This is a genomic window from Nocardia albiluteola (assembly GCF_018860155.1).
GTDB classification, from domain to species: domain Bacteria; phylum Actinomycetota; class Actinomycetes; order Mycobacteriales; family Mycobacteriaceae; genus Nocardia; species Nocardia albiluteola.
In genome coordinates this window covers 37,017-54,184 of the sequence record NZ_JAHKNI010000011.1, presented here as the reverse complement: position 1 = coordinate 54,184, position 17,168 = coordinate 37,017, and the positions used below count along the sequence as shown (strand labels likewise).

At 67.5% G+C, this 17,168-nt stretch carries 16 protein-coding genes and 1 pseudogene; 4 read left to right on the top strand and 13 right to left on the bottom strand.

The annotated features are described in order from the left end of the window. Positions 1–38 precede the first annotated feature (38 nt). The 7 genes from KO481_RS28735 to KO481_RS28705 all read right to left on the bottom strand — a co-directional run bounded on the left by KO481_RS28735 (position 39) and on the right by KO481_RS28705 (position 8,550). Entirely contained in the window at positions 39–1,508 is a 1,470-nt protein-coding gene (locus KO481_RS28735; RefSeq protein ID WP_215917568.1) for an NAD-dependent succinate-semialdehyde dehydrogenase, read from the bottom strand. Between the two features lie 332 nt (positions 1,509–1,840). Further along, complete coding sequence (locus KO481_RS28730; RefSeq protein WP_215917569.1) at positions 1,841–3,028, bottom strand: iron-containing alcohol dehydrogenase family protein; 1,188 nt, start codon at positions 3,026–3,028, stop codon at positions 1,841–1,843. Then, the gene (locus tag KO481_RS28725; protein ID WP_215917570.1) at positions 3,025–3,948 is read right to left on the bottom strand and encodes an NAD(P)-dependent oxidoreductase; all 924 of its coding nucleotides are present in this window, start codon (positions 3,946–3,948) and stop codon (positions 3,025–3,027) included. Before KO481_RS28725 ends, KO481_RS28730 begins: the two co-directional genes overlap by 4 nt. A gap of 5 nt (positions 3,949–3,953) precedes the next feature. Continuing rightward, entirely contained in the window at positions 3,954–5,441 is a 1,488-nt protein-coding gene (locus KO481_RS28720; protein WP_215917571.1) for an aldehyde dehydrogenase, read from the bottom strand. Then, positions 5,429–6,535 carry a mandelate racemase/muconate lactonizing enzyme family protein gene (locus KO481_RS28715; protein WP_215917572.1) on the bottom strand — a complete coding sequence of 369 codons (1,107 nt, stop codon included), beginning with the start codon at positions 6,533–6,535 and terminating at the stop codon, positions 5,429–5,431. Before KO481_RS28715 ends, KO481_RS28720 begins: the two co-directional genes overlap by 13 nt. Continuing rightward, complete coding sequence (fae, locus tag KO481_RS28710) at positions 6,532–7,089, bottom strand: formaldehyde-activating enzyme (protein ID WP_215917573.1); 558 nt, start codon at positions 7,087–7,089, stop codon at positions 6,532–6,534. Before fae ends, KO481_RS28715 begins: the two co-directional genes overlap by 4 nt. A gap of 54 nt (positions 7,090–7,143) precedes the next feature. Beyond that, complete coding sequence (locus KO481_RS28705; protein WP_215917574.1) at positions 7,144–8,550, bottom strand: MFS transporter; 1,407 nt, start codon at positions 8,548–8,550, stop codon at positions 7,144–7,146. Between the two features lie 235 nt (positions 8,551–8,785). Between KO481_RS28705 and KO481_RS28700 the strand changes: the two genes are divergently transcribed. Further along, positions 8,786–9,619, top strand: a complete 834-nt coding sequence (locus KO481_RS28700) for an IclR family transcriptional regulator (protein WP_215917575.1) — start codon at positions 8,786–8,788, stop codon at positions 9,617–9,619. Between the two features lie 27 nt (positions 9,620–9,646). On the opposite strand, the gene KO481_RS28695 is transcribed toward KO481_RS28700, so the two are convergent. The 5 genes and pseudogenes from KO481_RS28695 to KO481_RS28675 form a co-directional block, all read right to left on the bottom strand. Then, complete coding sequence (locus tag KO481_RS28695; protein WP_215917576.1) at positions 9,647–10,081, bottom strand: DUF6924 domain-containing protein; 435 nt, start codon at positions 10,079–10,081, stop codon at positions 9,647–9,649. A gap of 130 nt (positions 10,082–10,211) precedes the next feature. Beyond that, a pseudogene (locus tag KO481_RS28690) lies at positions 10,212–10,391 on the bottom strand (WHG domain-containing protein); the annotation flags it as partial. Positions 10,392–10,418: 27 nt separating this feature from the next. Next, a complete protein-coding gene (locus KO481_RS28685) occupies positions 10,419–10,808 on the bottom strand; it encodes an antibiotic biosynthesis monooxygenase family protein (protein ID WP_215917577.1) in 390 nt (129 codons plus the stop codon). Between the two features lie 67 nt (positions 10,809–10,875). Beyond that, complete coding sequence (locus KO481_RS28680) at positions 10,876–11,268, bottom strand: pyridoxamine 5'-phosphate oxidase family protein (RefSeq protein ID WP_215917578.1); 393 nt, start codon at positions 11,266–11,268, stop codon at positions 10,876–10,878. Positions 11,269–11,335: 67 nt separating this feature from the next. Further along, the gene (locus KO481_RS28675) at positions 11,336–12,028 is read right to left on the bottom strand and encodes an NAD(P)-dependent oxidoreductase (RefSeq protein ID WP_215917579.1); all 693 of its coding nucleotides are present in this window, start codon (positions 12,026–12,028) and stop codon (positions 11,336–11,338) included. 72 nt (positions 12,029–12,100) lie between these two features. On the opposite strand from KO481_RS28675, the gene KO481_RS28670 reads away from it, so the two are divergent. Beyond that, a complete protein-coding gene (locus KO481_RS28670) occupies positions 12,101–12,706 on the top strand; it encodes a TetR/AcrR family transcriptional regulator (protein ID WP_215917580.1) in 606 nt (201 codons plus the stop codon). Positions 12,707–12,904: 198 nt separating this feature from the next. Here the strand turns inward: KO481_RS28670 and KO481_RS28665 are convergent, their stop codons facing one another. Continuing rightward, entirely contained in the window at positions 12,905–14,209 is a 1,305-nt protein-coding gene (locus KO481_RS28665; RefSeq protein ID WP_215917581.1) for a prenyltransferase/squalene oxidase repeat-containing protein, read from the bottom strand. A gap of 444 nt (positions 14,210–14,653) precedes the next feature. Between KO481_RS28665 and KO481_RS28660 the strand changes: the two genes are divergently transcribed. Together KO481_RS28660 and KO481_RS28655 are read left to right on the top strand one after the other, a co-directional pair. Further along, entirely contained in the window at positions 14,654–15,487 is an 834-nt protein-coding gene (locus KO481_RS28660; RefSeq protein WP_215917582.1) for a MerR family transcriptional regulator, read from the top strand. A 278-nt stretch (positions 15,488–15,765) separates the two neighbouring features. Further along, positions 15,766–17,118, top strand: a complete 1,353-nt coding sequence (locus KO481_RS28655) for a 2OG-Fe(II) oxygenase (RefSeq protein WP_215917583.1) — start codon at positions 15,766–15,768, stop codon at positions 17,116–17,118. The last annotated feature ends 50 nt before the right edge of the window (positions 17,119–17,168 follow it).

The window sequence follows — 17,168 nt, the reverse complement described above, 5'->3', positions numbered from 1 at the left end:
CACGCGCCCTCATCCGCGTGGGCCGCACCCTCCCGCCTCTACAACTGGACGGCGAGATACTTCGTCTCGAGGTATTCCTCGATGCCGGTGGCACCGCCCTCACGCCCCAGGCCCGAGGCCTTGACCCCGCCGAACGGGCCGCCCGGATCCGACACCAGGCCGCGGTTCACTCCGACCATGCCGGACTCCAGGCCTTCGGCGAACCGCAGCGCGCGCGAGATGTCCCGCGTGTACACGTATCCGGCGAGGCCGTACTCGGTGGCGTTGGCGCGCTCGAGCGCCTGCGCCTCGGTGTCGAAGGTGGTGATCGCCGCGACCGGGCCGAAGATCTCCTCGCGCCCGATTCGCGCCGTCTCCGGCACATCGGTCAGTACGGTCGGCGCATAGAAGTAGCCCGCGCCGCTGGATGCCTTGCCGCCGACGCGAATTCGCGCGCCGTGGGCGACGGCATCGTCCACCAGTTCGGTCACCTTGTCCAGCTGCCTGGCATCGATGAGCGGCCCGACGGTGCTGGCCGGGTCGAAGGCGTCGCCGATGACCAGCTTCTCGAAACGCCGCACCAGCCGCTGCGTGAACTCCTCCGCGACGGCGCTGTGAACGAGGAATCGGTTTGCCGCGACACAGGATTCGCCCGCATTGCGCATCTTCGCCAGCATCGCGCCCTCGACCGCGGCATCCAGGTCCGCGTCGTCGAACACAATGAACGGCCCGTTGCCGCCCAGCTCCATCGAGGTGCGCAGCACCCGATCCGCGGCCTGATGCAACAGGATCGAGCCGACCCCGGTGGATCCGGTGAACGACACCTTGCGCAGCCGCGGATCGTCCATCAGCGCCTTGGACTGCGCCGCGGCGTCCAGCGTCGGCAGGTAATTCACCACGCCCGCGGGCACATTCAGCTCATCGAAGATCCGCATCAGCAGCGCCAGCGTCAGCGGCGTCTGCGGTGCGGGCTTGATCAGGCAGGTGCAGCCCGCCGCGAGCGCCGCGCCGATCTTGCGGGTTGCCATGGCCAGCGGGAAATTCCACGGGGTGATCAGCAGCGAGGGCCCGACCGGCTGCTTGGCCGTGACGATGCGATAGCCGCCGTTCGGCGCCGGGGCATACGACCCGGTCAGATGAGCGGCCTGCTCGGAGAACCAGCGCAGGAACTCCGCGCCGTAGGCCACCTCGCCGCGCGCCTCGGCCAGCGGCTTGCCCATCTCGAGGCTGATCAGCGCCGCGAAATCCTCGGTGCGCTCGATGATCCGATCGAACACCCTGCGCAGCAGCTCGGCGCGATACCGCGGTGTTGTTGCACCCCAGTCCTTCTGGGCGGCTTCGGCGGCGGTCAGCGCGTCCTGCGCATCGGCCACGCTCGCGTCGGCGACCTCGGTCAGCACCGTGCCGTCGGCGGGACTGTGCACGGGATAGTGTGCGCCCGTTGCAGATTCGCGCCAGCGGCCATTGATGTAGAGCCCGCGCGGCAGCTCCGCGACCAGGGCCAGGGCGGACTCACGGTCGTGAGCCATCACAGTTCTCCTTCTTTCGTCGGCTATCCAGCCGGGCGTTCGCACCCGGTGATCCGACACGGCCCGCGGGCGGTGTCGTCGTCGAGCGGTCCGGATCGTCGGTCCGCACGTGCTGCTCGACTCTCAGCTCTCGTTGGCGCGCGGAACGATCGGATGACACGGTCCGGATCACGGCGTGAGATGCGGAACTCGTGCGTGATACCGCAGCCTGGGTTGGATGCGCCTTTGGCTCATGGGCTTTCGCCGGTCGCGGGAGCACATCGGATCGGACGTCGGCCACACGGATGCCCTGATGGCAACGACATCGAGGCTTCCCGCGGTGCGGCTGTCGGTCATTGGTCCTTACCGGGGCTCCGGATGCTGGCCCGCAACAGCGCCGCCAATTGCTCGGCGCTGGGCCGCAGCGGGGTGTTGTTGGTGACCGCGTCCGCGAGGGTCTTGGTGACCAGGGTTTCGACGAGCTCCTCGCCCACGCCCAGCTCACCCAGGTTTGTGGGCAGGCCGACCGTGGCCGCGATCTCCTCGATCCGCTGCGCCGCGCGCGCACCGTCGCCGTCCAGATCCAGCACCCGGACCAGATCGGCGTACTTCGCCTGTGCCGCACCGGCTCCGAAGGCCAGCGCCGGACCCGCGATCGAGGCCAGCGCGACGCCGTGCGGGGTGCCGGTGGTGGCGGTGATCGAATGCCCGATGCCGTGGACCAGGCCCAGTCCGCTCAGCGACAGGGCGCGCCCGGCCAGGTGCGAGCCGATCAGCATGCGGCTGCGGGCCTCGATATCGGAGCCGTCGGCCACCGCGTCGGCCAGGGCCGCGACGGTCAGCCGCAGCGATTCGGTGGCGTAGGCGCGCGAGAGCGAGGTAGCGCCCTGGGAAAGCAGCGATTCCGCGCCGTGGATGATCGCGTCGAAACCCGCCGCCGCGGTGACCTTCGCGGGCAGCCCGACCGTCAGCTCGGCGTCCAGGATCACCAGTTCGGGGGTCGTCGCGGCGGTGCCGATGTACACCTTGCGATGGTCGGCGCTCTCCATGACGCCGAAACCGTTGGTCTCCGCGCCGGTTCCGGCCGTAGTCGGGATGGCCGCCAGCGGTACCGTCGGGGCGTCGAATTCCTCAGAGCCGTCCAGCGATTCGGCCGACAGCGATGTGTGGGCCAGCAGCGCAACGGCCTTCGCCGCGTCCAGCGCCGAGCCGCCGCCGATCGCGACGACGAAATCGGCGCGGGCATCCCGCGCGACCGCTGTGGCCACGTCCAGCGAGGCCGTCGACGGATTCGCGGGGATCTCGCTGTGGATCGTCACCGCCGGCCCTGCGGTGGTGATCGTCGCGGCGACGTCGTCCACCATGCCGGTCTTGCGCAGGCCCGGATCGGTGACGATCAGCACCCGCCGCGCGCCCCGCTCGTGAAGCAGCCCGCCCAGCCGCGCGACCGACCCGGCCCCGGCGATCACCTGGGTTCGGGTGGTGATGTCCCAGTTCTCGGCGTGCACCGAATGTGCGTAGCCGCAATGATGTTCGGTCATGCCGCCGTCTCCTGCGCCTCGGCCGGACGCAGCAGCAGCCCGGCGTACTCCTCGGCCAGCCGCACCGGAATCATCTCGCCGGAATCGGGGCCGTATTTCGCCAGCGCGGTGCGATAGATCTGCTCGACGTGCGCCGAGATCGGCGTCGGCACACCGACATCGCGGCCCAGATCGATCGAGAGGCCGAGATCCTTGCATGCCAGCTTCATCGCGAAGGACTCGTCGTAGTCATCGGCGAAGATCGAGGGCAGATCGTTGGCCAGGAACGAACTCGCGGCCGGGCTGGCCAGCAGCGAGCGGTGCAGTACCTCGAGGTCGACCCCGGCCTTCACCCCGACGGTCAGCACCTCGGCCGCGGCGACCAGATGCGAGAACCACAGCTGGTTGATCATCAGCTTGACGGTGTACCCCGCGCCGAGCCCGCCGACGTGCAGCACCCGCTCGGGATCGCCCATCACCTCGAACAGCGGCCGCACCCGCTCGAGCACCGCGGTCTCGCCGCCGACGAAGATCTGCAACATGCCCGAGGCGGCGCCCTTGGCCATCCCCGACACCGGCGCGTCGAGGCGGGAGACGTCGCGCTCGCTCAGCAGGTCGTCCAGCACACGGGCGGCGGCCGGGGTGGAGGTGGACATGTCCACCCACACCGAGCCGGGCCGCAGCAGCGGACCCATCTCCCGGATCACGGCCTCGACCTGCGGCGGCCCGGGCAGCATCGTGATCACGACGTCGCAGGCGGCGGCCAGCTCGGCGATCGACTCGGCGCGCTCGGCGCCGAGATCGACCAGGCGCTGCACAGCCTCGGCGTTGAGGTCGTGCACGAGCAGGCGATGCCCGGCCCGCACGAGGTTCGCGGACATGTGCCCGCCCATGTGGCCGAGGCCGATGAACCCGATGAGCGGGGTCGAATTCAGTGTCATCTCAGTTATTCCCAATTTATCCAGGTGGTCTTCAGTGCGGTGTAGGCGTCGAGGGCGTGCAGGGATTTGTCCCGCCCGAGTCCGGTCTCCTTGAAGCCGCCGAACGGGGTGATCACGCTCGATTCGTCGAAGGTGTTGACCCACACCGTCCCCGCGCGTAGCTGGCGCGAAACCCGGTGGGCGGCAGACAGATCGGTGGTCCATACCGAGGCCGCCAGGCCGTAGCGGGTGTCGTTGGCCAGCGCCACCCCCTGCTCCTCGGTGGTGAAGGTGGTCACGGTCAGCACGGGCCCGAAGATCTCCTCCTGCGCGAGCGTGGAATCGTTATCCACCTCGGAGAAGATCGTCGGTTGCACGTAGTAGCCGCCGGATTCGGTGCGCACGCGGTTGCCGCCGGTCACCAGGCGGGCGGTGCGGCGGCCCTGTTCCAGATAGCCGGTCACGCTGGCGAGCTGCTGCTCGTCGGCGATCGCACCGAACTGGGTGTTCTCGTCCAGCGGATCTCCTGGGACGAACGTCCTGGCCGCGAATTCGGCGATGCGCGTGACCAATTCGTCCGCTAGGGATTCGTGCACTATCAGGCGGGAGCCGGCGTTGCAGGTCTGCCCGACGTTGTAATAGATGCCCCAGGCCACGGTTTCGGCGATGCGCTGCAGATCTCCGGCGCTGTCCAGCACCAGCTGCGGCGACTTGCCGCCCGCCTCGATGGCCACCTGCTTGCCGTTGGATTCCGCCGCGTACTGCTGGAACAGCCTTCCCACCCGGGTGGACCCGGTGAAGGCGATCTTGTCCACGTCCAGATGACGGCCCAGGGCCTGCCCGGCGGTCTCACCGAATCCGGTGACCACGTTCAGCACGCCGTCGGGGAGCCCGGCGCGCTGCGCGGCCTCGGCCAGTACCAGCGCCGAATGCGGGGACTGCTCGGCCGGTTTGAGCACGAAGGTGTTGCCCGCCGCCAGGGCGGGACCGATCTTCCAGGACGCGATCATCGACGGGTAGTTCCACGGCACGACCGCGCCGACCACGCCGAGCGGCTCGCGAGTGATGAGCGCGAGGCGCTTGGCGGGGGCCGGGGCGATCTCGTCGTAGGTCTTGTCGATAGCCTCGGCATACCAGCGGATCGTGTTCGCCGTGCCGGGCGCGTCGACGGCGAGGGTGTTGGCGATCGGCTTGCCGACATCCAGGGTCTCGGCCAGGGCGAGGCGCTCGGCGGCGCGCTCGATCTCGTCGGCGAACCGCAGCAGGTGCGCCTTGCGCACGGCCGGATCCAGCCCGGACCAGCGGCCGTCCTCGAATGCCCGGCGCGCGGCGAACACCGCGGCGTCGATATCGGCGGCCTGCCCGGACGCAACGACGCCTTGCAGCCGCCCGTCGATGGGGGAGTACTTCTCGAAGGTCCCGCCGTCGGCGGCATCGACGAATTTCCCGTCGATGAAGAGTTGATTCGGCAGGTCGGCGCGCTCGGCCCGCTCGTGCCAGTTCACAGTGCCCATCGGCGGCACGCCTCCTCGTCGAGTTCGAATCCGATCCCGGGTGCGTCGGGAACATGCAGGTAGCCCTCAGTATCGACCTCTACCGGGCGGGTCAGCATGAAGTCCCGGCGCTCGGGCGTCCAGCCCGGTGGATCGTAGGGGAATTCGAAGTACGGCCCCCCGCCGATTCCGGCGCTGACGTGCAGATTGGCCAGCACGCCGATGCCGTTGGTCCAGGAGTGCGGGGTGAAGCGGCGGTTCTTGGCGATGGCCAGCTCGCCCAGGGTCCGCGCACGGTGCATGCCGACCGCGAGCACCACGTCCATCTGGTAGATGTCCAGCACGTCGTGCTCGAGGTAGTCGATGACCTCGGGCAGCGAGGAGATCATCTCTCCGCCGGAGATCCGCATCCCGGTCTCGGCGCGCAGCCGCCGCAGGCCGTCGCGATCGACGTAGGGCAGCGGCTCCTCGACCCAGTACACGTCCAGGTCGCGGAACTGCTCGATGAGGCGGCGGGCGGTCACATAATCCGCGGGGACCTGGGTGTCCCCGGCCATCCGCCACGACTGGTTGAGATCGACCATGATCTCCATGGTGTCGCCGACGGCCTCGCGGGCCGCGCGCACCGCGGCGAGCCCGGCGCGCGAATCATGGGGATTCACACGGATTTTCATGGCCCGGAAGCCGGCTTCGCGGATGGCCAGGGCGGATTCGGCACGCTGCTCGGGCGTGCGCAGCTCCCCGGTCGAGGCATAGGCCAGGATCTTGCGCTCCGCGCCGCCGAACAGCTGTGCCACCGGCATGTTCGCGGCCTTGCCGATGATGTCCCACAGCGCGACCTCGAGCGGCCAGAAACGCCCGGCGTGGAAGTTGATGGTCTCGATCCGCCGGACCTGCTCGATGATGTTCAGCGGATCGGTGCCGATGAACAGGTCCTCGTAGGCGGCGAAACCGTCCATGGTGTCGCCGGATCCGATGCCGACGATGCCCTCGTCGGTGTGCACCTCGACGATGGTGGCGTCGAAATGCCTGCGCGGCACCGGATCCCAGGCCGCGAAGAAGGGCGGATCGAGTTCCTGACGTAGTTTCCGGGTACGAATCGCGGTGATTTTCATTTCGGGTCCTCCGGGGTGGTTTCGGTGCCGGGGGCGCCGCCGTCGGCTGGGGTGAAGAACGGATTACCGATCTGCCCACGGGTTTTCAGCACGGTGTCGACGTCGGGGTACCGGGCCGCACCGTTGGCCAGCGCCGTCGCGGTGGCGAGGCGATTGTTGCGGTAGACCGCCTCCGCGTCGTCGGCCTTCGGGTTGACCCAGACCGCGACGATCAGGCGCAGATCGGAGACCTCGTCGGGGGCGACGGTGCCCGCGGCGACCGCGTCGGCCACGCCCGCGGCGACCCCGGCCTGCGCAGGGCCCCAGATCATTTCGCCGTGCCGGTCGTCGACGGGTGCGGCCTTGGAGACGAAGACGGTGAACGGCTGAACCGGCACACCGGGGCGCATGATCACCACGAAGCGTTCGTAACCCGCCGACGGGGTGGCCAGACTGGTGGTCCACGCCGTTTCGGCGGCGCTGCCGCGCGGGCCGAGGACGGTATTGATGTGCGCCGCGTTGACGCCGGGATCGATGAACGATTCGCCGAGTTCGACACCGGTGTGCCGGGCCATGGCTGTCACCTCCGAAGGTGTTGCAGGGGTTGGTGGTTCGGTCGAGCGGCCGGGTCAGGCGACCTTGGGCTCGGTGGCCGGGCTCGCAGCGGTCCGCCGCTCCGCGGTCGTGCGGATGACACCGCGGGCGGCCTTGGAGCTGACCTCGGCCAGGGAACGGCCGGTCGTCTCCGGCGCCAGGTACTGCGAGCCGATCGCGCCCGCGATGCACACCGCGCCCATCACCGCCATGGTGCCGCCGACGCTCCAGTGGTTCAACGCGATCGGCAACAGGAAGGTGCCGATGGCCGCGCCGATCCGGCTGACCGAGCTGGAGAATCCGACGCCGCTGGTGCGCACCGCGGTCGGAAACAGCTCCATCGGGTATACGCCGCACAGGATGGAGGCCACGCCGTAGGCGAAGAGGTAGACGAAGAATGCGACAGCCACGATCAGCCGCGGCAGCGAGGCGTCGAACGAGACGATCAGCAGCGCGATGCCGGTGATCCACAGCGGCACGATCAGCAGTCGGCGCCGCCCGACCCGCTCGATCAGGTACCAGCCCAGCACCGCGCCGGCCAGCGCGACGATCGTGCCGACCAGCGCGGAGACGATCGGATTGGTCATGTGCAGGGCCTTCAGCACGTCGGCCTGGAAGAAGATGATCGCGAAGTACGGCAGTACCAGGCACGTCCAGAACATCGAGACGAAGAAGGTGCGGCCGATGTAGTCGCGGGAGAAGATCGTGGAGAACTTCGCCTCCTCGGGCTGCTCGGCCTGGAAGTCGCCGGATTCCAGCGACCAATCCAGCTGCGCGAGAACGGCTTCGGCCTCCTCGCGGCGACCCTGGGACAGCAGCCAGCGCGGCGATTCGGGCAGTCCGTGCCGGGCGATCAGACACAGCGCCGCCGGTATGAAGGCCGAGACCAGGACCAGCCGCCACTCGTGCGGGTAGGCGCGGGTGATCAGGTAGCCGATGAGGAAGGCCACGACATAGCCGACGTTCCATGCGATCTGGAGGAACGAGGTGAGCCGGGCGCGCAGCGAGGTCGGGGAGAACTCGGTGATCAGTGGCGAACCGATCGCGTAGTCGGCGCCGACCGCCAGGCCCATGATCAGGCCCAGCGCGAACATCTGCCACGAGGACTGCACGAAGAACATCAGCACCGAGGCGATCGCGAACCCGGCCAGGTCGCCCAGGAACATCGCCTTGCGGCCGACCCTGTCGGTAAGCCAGCCGAAAGTGGTTGCGCCGATGAAGATTCCGATCAGCGTGGCGGAGGAGATCAGGCCCGCCCAGGTGGTGGTGACGTGCAGATCGTCCTTGAACGTCTGCAGCGCCATCGTCACGCCGATGACCGCGAATATGTAGCCGTCGATGAACATTCCGCCCGCGGTCACGGCCGTGAGCCGTTTCAGGAACCGCCAGGCCTTGGGGCCTACGACGGGTTCGGCGGGATCGTGGATTTCGGCACTCGTCATTGCAATGCACTCTCTTCCTGCAGCATGCCGTGGCACACCGATGGGGGCGGTGTGAGCCACGGCACTTCAATGGAGCGAAGGTATCGCGAGCATTGACATTCAAGCAACCACTGTTGCACGATAATCAACACAATGACGCGGGCGGCGGCCGAACCGTGGGGTTACGGCGTGAGATGGACCGTCCGACTGCGAGGCGGGGTCGTCGGCCCCGCCGTGAGCTCCGATAGGGGGAGTAATGGCTGATCAGCGGACCTACAGCTCCGGTTTGATCCGCGATGTCGAGCTGCTGGAGGTGCTGGCGCGGCCCGATGCCGCGGCCGGGTTGGGTGTCTCCCGGATCGCCGAGCTGGCCGGGCGCGACAAGGCGCAGGTCTCCCGCGCGCTGGCCACGCTCGCCGAGGCCGGTCTGGTGGCCCGCGACGAGGACACCAAGGCCTACCGCCCGGGCTGGCGGCTGTTCGCCCTGGCCACGCACGCCACCGAAACTCAGCTGGCGCATGTGTCCGCGCCGTACCTGCGCAAGGTGGTGGGAGGCCTGAACGAGACCACCCACCTGTGCGTCCTGCGCGGCAACCGGGTGCTGACCCTGCACAGCGAGCTGGCGACGCACGCCTTCCGCGGCATCGGCTGGGAGGGCACCTCGGTCGACCCCTACACCACCTCCGCGGGCCGCACCCTGATGAGCGAATGGGACGACGAGACCATCACCCGCTGGTGGGACCTGTTTCCCCCGGACCGTCCCGCGTCGCCGATCGCCACCGCGATACCCGTTGGCGCACAGGCGGATACGGACTGGCTGACGTTGGAGTTCCTGCTGGGCAGGGTCGCCGACATCCGGCAGCGCGGATATGCCTCGGTGGACGAGGAATTCGAGCCCGGGCTGGTCGGTGTGTCCGCGCCGGTCTACGGCTTCCGCGGCGACGTCGTCGCCGCCATCAACGTCTCCGCCCCGAAACAGCGCCTGGGCAACCATTTACGCGAGGCGGGAGAGTTCACGCGCACGGTGGCCGATCAGCTGTCGGCGACTCTCGGCGCGCCGGCGCGGCGGAAGCGCCCGAAATCCGGGTGACGCCGCGGACTTCGGGCGCGAAACGGATCAGGGGAAGTTACGGAATACGCCGTCTTCGCCCGCGGCGTCCGCGTAGTCCCGGACATCCATGTTGGCGTTGTCGAGATTGCCGACCACTTCCCACAACTCGGACGAGGCGACGCGCGCGGTCGTCCCGCGCCCCGCGTCGAACAGGTCGAGTACGAGCACCGGATAATCCGCGTTCGTCATGGTCTGCTGGTCCGCCAGCATGACGTACGTGTCGTTCTCATCCTCGTCTCCCTCGGGGAGCTCGTCGAGGAACTGCTGCACCGTGATGTCGCGGTACTCCGGATTGTCCACGAACTCGACGAAGTTGTCGGGGTGCCCGATCGCCTCGACCGCGGACTTCTCGATCGCTGAACGGCAAGCCTCCCAAGCCTGTTCATCGGAGAAGTCCGTGCGCACGACGAGCGACATCTGGGTCTCTCGCTGGATGATCACGAGTGTGGAGTCCCTTCCCGGGAGTGGATCTGGATTCCTCGATCACATCACATTCTCCGCCTACGCGCTCCGCGGCCCCTCCGCCGCGTCCCGATCTTGATGCGAAACCGCAACGGGCCGAGCGCGAGGCTCAACCCAGGCCGAGGGAGTCCGCCAGGTCGAGCATTTCCGCGTGGTACAGAGCCACGGGCCGGCTGGTCTGCGGGCCGAGGTGGCCGTGCACCTCGAGGGCGACGAGGCCGTGCATGCGACCCCAGATTCGCAGGGCGAGAGCGAGTGCTGCGGGCGGGAGGCCGGGGAAAGCGGCGCGGGTGGTGGCGGCGAGGGCCGGTGTGAACTACCGGTCCCCATTTTCCGGGAGCTCGGAGCCGTCGAATTCCGGCGGCTCCGAGTCGTTTCTAAGAAGTTCGACCACGACCTCATAAGCTGCCGGGTTGGCTGAAACCGACAACTGGGCGTTCTCCGCCATAGCTCGAAACGCGGGGTCGGCTTGGGCCGCTTCCAGATCGGCCTGGCTGTCCCAATGCGCAACGTTGACAAGTTGGAACCGCGCCGTCGAAGAGATCGCCCGATGCAGTCGTGAGTCTCGGAATCCGGGAGCACTCGCCATGAGCTGTGCGCGGATACGCCATTGGGTGATGGCCTCGTCGACCTGGTCGGCTGGAACCTCGAATACGTTGATCAAGGTGACCGGCCGATCGTCGTCGTTGCTATCGAGTTGCGTCATGATGTTCCCTTGTGTTGATGATGATTGGGGATTGGTAACCCGGATGCTCTGGGCCGCGATACCCGGATCAGTTGTCCGGGCTTATGACCCGGTCCACCGCGACCTCGATCACCACCAGCCCTGGCGGGCTGGGCGGCGGGGACGAGTAGCGGCTGGTATACCGGCGCACGCCCTCGGCTATGCGCCGCGGATCATCTGATACGACGGCCGGACCTTCGAGCGTCAGCCACCGAAAACCTGCCGTCTGGCAGATCGCGACGCGGCCGCCGGGGCCGGCCAGGATATTCCTAGCCTTGCGTCGCGACTTGATCGTCATGACGCGCGCCAACCCGGACGTGCGATCCCAGGTAAATCGCACGGGCACCACGTGGGGCGACCCGTCGGGTCGCACGGTGGTCAGCGTGCAGGCGTGGTTCTCGGCCAAGAAGGCCTCGGCCGAGGCCGACAACGACACAGACATTGTGCTCAATCCTTTTATCGTGGAAGGAATTTCAGCGTTCACCGCCGACAGCGTCGCCATAGGTCTACTACCGCTTCCGGGTGGCCTCGCTCCAGATCAGCTTGGCGATATTGGGCTTGATCTGGGTTGTCGCGACACCTATCGCCTTGCGGGTGAAGCGGCCGTCCGTGAGCTGTCCGAGCATGGCTGCGGCGAGGTCGGATCGGGCAGTGAACACCCCGTCGGCGCTGTTCTCGTCTGTCACGTAGTCGGTCACGTCCGGGTGATCGAAAAGACCGGAGGGTCGGACAATCGTCCAGTCCAACTCGCTGGCGCGGACTGCGGCCTCCATCCGCCGCATGTCCTCGTGGGCGGTACGGGCCAGGACCCGGTTCACGTACGGGTCGAACACGTTGTTGAAAAAGACGGCGTTGCTCGGCCTCCAACCGGGATCGAGGACGCTCGAGCTGATCACGATCAGCCGCTTCACACCCTGCCGGTGCATCGCCTCCGCAATGTGCCCGGTACCGGTGGAGTATGTGTCGACAGGTCCCCGGGTCGGTGCTGCGCCGAGGGCGGACAGCACAGCGTCGCTGCCGGCGACCACAGCCTCGACGGCTTCGGGATCGGCGACGTCCGCTCGGGCCAAGGTCAGGCCTGGACGGGGCGTGAGTTTCTCCGGCCGCCGGGCTACGGCGGTGACGTGGTGGCCTGCGGCGAGTGCCTGGTCGGTCAGTTGGCGGCCGGTCGGGCCGGTGGCTCCGAACACTGTGATGAGCATGTGCGTGACTCCTTCGATCTTCGTGGGTGGGGCGTGCTTGACACTGGCACCCACGAGTCGTGGAATTCAACGATGCTGAATAAATCGCGTGGTCGCCCGAGGGGCCGTCCGCCTACGCGGGAACACATCGCGGAGGCGGCGCAGGAGCTGTTCCTGCGTCACGGTTTCCGGCGTACAACGGTGCGCGCGGTGGCCGCGCGAGCCGGGGTCGACTCGGCGGCGGTCATCTATCACTTCGGTACCAAACAAGGCCTTTTCGTCGAGGTCATGCGCGTGGCCTGCAGTCGCACGCTCAACCTGGCCGCGGTCGTGGACGGTCCGGCGGAGGGCTTGGCCGACCGGCTGCTGTGCTCGGTCGTCGACGGCTGGGAGGCCACCGATCCCGCCGAGAACCGGCTGGCAGCCCGAGACGAAGACGTCATGCGCGTCCTGCGCGACTACCTGGAGAACGAGGTAATCAGCGGACTTGCTGAATATTTGGGCGGCCCCGACGCCACCGAACGCGCCACCGCCGCCGTCGCTCTGATCGGTGGAGTGATCTTTACCAGGTACCTCAACCCCCTCGCCCCCGTCACTGCCATGACACCGCACGCGCTGCGCCGCGTCCTGGGCCCCCCGCTACACAGCGCCCTGTACCCCCGCCGCACCCCAACCCATAGCCGCATCGCAACCCGATAGACCCATCGAATCGACAACCCTGCGCGGGAGGTGCGAATCATGCGGTGTCGCCGACTGGTTCGAGGGCGACGCGGTAGCCGAGCTTCGAGTGTCGGTGGACGATGGTTATCCAGAGCTTTCAGAGCTGTGTCGTCGATGTCGAGCACGAGGCTTTCGCATTCCCGGGAACTGCGTCGTGGAGGTGGCTACCCGTTCGATTCACCGCAGCAGAAAGGCGATGAGCGGCAGGACAACTGCGGTGTAGGTGCCGAATATCGTGGTGGCGATCTGGCCGCGGGGTATTCGTGGCAATCGGGTTCCGATGCCCGCGTAGGTGCCCAGGGCTACGAACAGCATTCCCCATGCGGTCAGTGCGCGGCTGCCGATCTGGCCGAGGTGGCCGGAGAAGACGATTGCCATGGCCGCGATGGTCAGTCCGGCGGCGACGCCGCAGATCCACAGGGCGGCACCGGCGTGGGCGTTCATGACCACCGGGCGGCCGCCCGCGATGGCCAGCCGGTGTGGTTCGGCCAGGTGGGCCGTTCGGGAGCGTTCTCGAGCTCTCGGATTCCTTGCCGGGGACGGGATTTCGTCCGATCCCTGCTTGGCGAGTGTCATTGCCGTCAGGGCCTGTGCCGTGGCAGAGGTGGTCACATATCCGTCCGGTGAGGTACGGAATCCGCCGTACTGGGCGTGCATGCGATCGGTTTCCTGCAGGTCGAGCAGGGTCGTGAGCGCCTGTGATACCGCCGGATCGGCGATCGACCGGGGCTCGGCGGCCAGGACCGCGCCGAGCGCGGTGTGCAGCGTCAGATGCCGCCAGCTCTCGGCGACGCCGTCCCGGACGAACGTCTCCTTCGCGACGCCGGCATCACCGCGCCGCAACGCTGCGAGTAAGCGGCAGACGGCCAGCTCGCGGGCGTGGGCGAAGCGTTCCCCGCCGATCGCGGCGATCTCGGGCCGGACCAGCGCGGCCACCACATAGGCCGACTCATAGAGCGGCCGAGGGCGTGGATCGTGGTCCAGTATCGCGGCCACCAGGCAGCCCGCGCCCCACAGAATCGCCTGTGCCACATCCTCATCGGAGGATGCGGCCGCATCGAGCGCGGCAATCGCGTTGGCGGTGGCCATGACCGACACGGGCCCCGACCGGCTCGACATCGGCCATCCGCCGGTGTCGGCGTCCTGCGCCGCGAGTAACGACTCGCGCAGCTCCACCTCATCGGCGTCGTCTGCCTGGGCCCCCAGTTCGCGCAATGCCCGCAATCGCCAGGACGTATCGATCGGCGCCATGCGCTCGCCCCCGTCCAGCAACGGCTGGCGCAACAGTTCGGAAACCTCCTGCGCCCAAGGGATTTCCCGCCCGCAGACCCGTAGCGCGCACACGACCTCCGCCGTGCTCATCGCATTCGGTGGCACGTCCGCAAGCCAGCCCCAGCCCGTGCCCCCGGGCTCGTCGGACATCTGATTCCGGTACAGCCACTCCGCCGCCGCACCGATTCTCGTCTCCAGATCCATTCGCACCGCAACCGCCTTTGTTGCCGTTCGATCCGTCTACCTCCATCGATACCCGTCGGTCTGTGTTCGTGTACCGGGCGGCGTCGGATAGTTATGCGAATTGAACCGAGGAGAAATATGACTTGCGTGCTGCGCTGGTCGTCGGCACTGTCACCCGGTTCGAGCCGGTGGCATTTGGGGAAGCAGCCCAGATCCGCACGCAATTCTTCACCGAGACAGCGTGACCGGGCACGGCGGTACCGAGCCGGTCACGCCGTCGGGCGCCGGTGCGCAGGGGCACCCACACCATCCACCGCATCTACTCCTTCTTCGACCCCATTCCCAGCTGACGTCCGGACGCGACGAGCGAGCCCGAACCATGCGTTGGCCGCACGGACTTTGGTGGGTGGGTTCGCCCGAACGCGTGTGTCGCTTGACTCTGACACCATGTGAGACCGCAGACTCACTGGCGTGACCGACCCCTCGAACCTGATGTCCATCGGGCGCTTCTCCTCGCTGAGCAGGATCAGCGTGCGCATGCTGCGGCATTACGACGCCAGCGGGGTGCTGATTCCCGCAGTCGTCGACAACATCACCGGATATCGCTGGTACTCGCCGCGGCAGCTACGCGAGGCCAGCCGCATCCGGCAGCTGCGTGACGTCGGGTTCGGCGTGTCCGCCATCGGAGCCCTGCTCGCCGTCTACGGCACCCCCGCCTACACCGAGGCGCTGCGCTCGCAGCGCCTGGCGCTGGTGGACGAGTCCGCCGCGGCCCGGCACCGGCTGACCCTCATCGAGCACCTACTCGACCGAAACACTCTGGAGCACACCATGACCGACGTGAAACTGATCGATATCCCCGCCCAGACGCTGGTGACCCTGCGCGGCACCCTCGCCAACTACGCGGCGGAAGGGGAACTCTGGGCCCGCTTCATGCCCGAACTTCAGCGCCAGCACATCTCGATAATCGGCCCCGGCGGATGCATCGAGCACGACGCGGAATTCCGCGAATCCGACGTCGACGAGTCGGTTTTCGTGGAAACCACCCCTGGCACCGAGGTCCAGTCCCCGCTCATCGCGCTGCACCTCCCGGCCCGCCGCGCGGTATCGGCCACCGTGAAAGGCCCCTTCGCCCAGGTGATCCCACAGGCCCACGACCAGATCGCCGCCTTCATCGACGACAACGGCCTGCGCATCTCCCGCACCGACGACCTCTCGACCCACCACTTCAACATCTATCTCAACGACCCCAGCCAGGTCCCCGAATCCGAGGCCGAAACCTCGGTAATCGTCCCGGTGATCTGACCCTGCCCCAGGTCAGTCGATATCAAATCTCGGTGAGCGGCAACGGTATCGGCGAACCGCTCACCGAGATCCGGCGCCAGGTGAAGCTATCCTCCCGGCGGCGAGCGGCATCGGGCGTCGGCTGGGCAGGCCGGTGTCCATGACCGCGGAAGGCGACTACGGTCACCCGGTGCTCGCCGCAGATCACGACGTCAAAACTCTTCGATACGCCTCGGGGCCGGATTGTCGGTGGGTCCTGCGAGGATGCCTGCAAAGGTTGTCGAACACGAGAGAAGTGCATGACGGACAAGACTTTACGGGTGATCAGCGAGCTCATGGGTTCGGTGCCGGCGGCGGGGTCATTTGCTACGCGCCGGACGAGCTCGGCGGAGAACCTGGTGATCGAGGTGGTTGGGGTGGGGCCGATCCGGTTGCCGGTGACGCCGGTTCAGGCGCGACGATTGTGCGAGGTCGCGCGGCCGGCGCGGTACGGTCGGCGGGAGCAAACCCTCCTGGACGCGAATGTTCGTGACACCTGGGAGGTTCCGCGCGACCGGGTGACGGTCGACGAGCGGCGGTGGCTCGAGACGTTGCTGCCCATGCTGGACACACTTCGGGCCGAGCTGGGTCTGGCGCCGGACTGCGAGTTGTCCGCGGAGCTGCATTCGATGCTGGTGTATGAGCCGGGACAATTCTTTCGGCGCCATCAGGATTCGGAGAAGGCCGACGGCATGATCGGCACATTGGTGGTTACTCTGCCCTCGGCGTTCACCGGCGGTGAGTTGGTGATCGAGCAGCAGGGCACGAAGGTCACCGACCAGGGTTCGCCGGAGGAGCTGTCCTTCGTCGCGTTCTACGGCGACTGCGAGCATGAGGTGCTGCCCGTCACCGACGGTTTCCGGATCACGTTGACCTACAACCTCGTGGCGAAGGGGCGTACCCGCCCGGACACCGCCGCGTTCGCCACACATCCGTCGGCCGCGTTACTGGCCGAGCAGCTACGCGCGCATTTCACAACACCGATGGAATTGTCGACGTGGTCCGTCGATCGCCAGCGGGAGATAGGCCCGCCTCATCAACTCGTTTACCTGCTGGATCATCAGTATTCCCAGCACGGATTCGGGTGGGATCAGCTCAAGGGCGGCGATGCTGCCCGTACCGGGCTGATGCTCGCGGCGGCCGACATCGCGGGATACGACACGTCGCTGGCGCTCGCGGAGGTCGAGGACTCCTACGAGGAGGACGAGTACTCGATGATGATTTATCGTCAGCGCTGGGAGCGCGTCGAGGGCGGGTGGAAGTGCGTCGAAAGCGCAGACATGGAGTTCGATGAAGACGGGGAAATGGTGGAGCCCGTTTTCGATGACCCCGCGAGCCTTCCGGTGGATGCCGACCTTCCTGTGGACCCGGGATCGGAAGATCTCGGCGAGCTGCGCTGGTCGGACATCACATTGACGTGGCTGATCGATCGGTCCGGGGCGGCCGGTGAGCCCGCGGTGCGTGAGGTCTGGGATGAGGAATTGTGCACGGGCGCATCGAGGTCGATGCTCGAGCCGTTCGCGTCGGAAATCGAGGGCTACACGGGCAATCAAGGAAATACCGCGAATTTCTGGTATAGGCGCGCGGCGATCGTCGTCCGGCCCCGTCGGTAGGACTGCCCGGCAAGCAATTTCCGGCGTCAGCCTTCGATGCGACCCATTGT